1 protein-coding gene is annotated in these 1,557 nt (G+C 65.9%); it reads left to right on the plus strand.

Annotated elements, in window-relative coordinates; genetic code table 11:
• Positions 1–34: 34 nt before the first annotated feature.
• On the plus strand, positions 35–1,557 hold a 1,523-nt coding region (locus AC4FAH_RS02570; RefSeq protein WP_490245614.1), incomplete at its 3' end, for a chromosome segregation SMC family protein.

The following is a 1,557-nucleotide window of genomic DNA, read 5'->3' on the forward strand; positions in this document are numbered from 1 at the left end:
TTCTTTCTCCAGACTCAAGGACGCGCCAGGCGCAATGCGGCTCAAATCGATCAAGCTGGTCGGCTTCAAATCCTTCGTCGATCCGGTCACCGTGCCCTTCGACAGCAACATGACGGCGATTCTCGGCCCCAACGGCTGCGGGAAATCGAACGTCATCGATGCTGTGCGCTGGGTGATGGGCGAGTCCAGCGCCAAGAATCTGCGCGGCGAGTCGATGACGGACGTCATCTTCAATGGCTCCACCGGGCGCAAGCCGGTGGGGCAGGCCTCCATCGAGCTGACCTTCGACAATGCCGATGGCAGTCTCGGGGGCGCCTGGTCCGAGTACGCCGAGATCGCCGTCAAGCGTCTGGTGACGCGCGATGGCCAGTCCGGCTACTTCCTCAATGGCCAGAAATGTCGCCGGCGTGATATCGCCGACGTCTTCCTCGGCACCGGCCTCGGGCCGCGCTCCTACTCCATCATCGGTCAGGGCATGATCTCGCAGCTGATCGAGGCGCGCCCGGATGACCTGCGCAGCACCCTCGAGGAAGCCGCGGGCATCTCCAAGTACAAGGAGCGCCGCCGCGAGACCGAGAACCGCATGAAGCGCACCCAGGAGAACATGGAGCGCCTGGATGACCTGCGTGAGGAGCTCGACAAGCAGCTCGAGCGCCTCAAGCGTCAGGCCGAGGCCGCCAAGCGCTATCAGACCCTCAAACAGGACGAATATCGCCTCAAGGGCGAGCTGGCCGTGTTGCGTCGGCGGGGCCTGCGTGCGCAGCAGCGCGAGCAGCAGTCACGCGTCGCGGAGCTGGAAACCGGTGTCGAGCGCGAGATTCTCGGGCAGCGTCAGTGCGAGAGCCAGCTGGAAGAGCAGCGCTATCAGCACGACGAGCTGGCGGGAGAGCTGGAAACCCATCAGGCCGCCTTCTATGAGACCGGCGCCCAGATCGCGCGCCTCGAGCAGAGTCTCGAGCACGCTCGCACCCGTGAGCAGCAGCTGGCGGCGGATCTCGAGATGGCCAGGCGTGAGCTGAGCGATATCCAGCGCGTCGAGGGCGAGGACGGCGAGCGCCTCGAGATGATCGATGCGCGCCTGGAAGACATCGCCCCGGAACTCGAGCTGGCCCGCGAGACCCTCGAAGGGCTCGAGCTGTCATTGGAGGAGGCCGAAGAGCGCCGCCAGGACAGTCAGAGCGAGTGGGAGCGCTTCAGTCAGGCCGACAACGAATCCCAGCGTGGCGCCGAGCGGGCCCAGAGCGAGATCCAGCAGCTCGAGAATGCCATCGTCGACGCCGAGCGCCAGCGCGAACGCCGTCGCCAGCAGCTGGCGGAGCTGCCGGATGTCGCCGAGTTGCGTGAAGCCCGCGAGGTGCTGCGCGAGCAGCTCGATGAATTGTCGCTCAGTGGCGAATCGCTGGAGTCGCGCCGCGAGCAGGCCAGTGAAGCCCGTGAGCAGGCCCAGGCTGATCGTCTGGCGCTGGATGGAGAGCGCGATCAGCTGCGCCAGCGTCGCAACGTCTTGCAGGGCGAGAAGGCCTCGCTTGAGGCACTGATCGACGCGGCGCTGCGTGA

This window comes from Cobetia sp., from assembly GCF_983723665.1.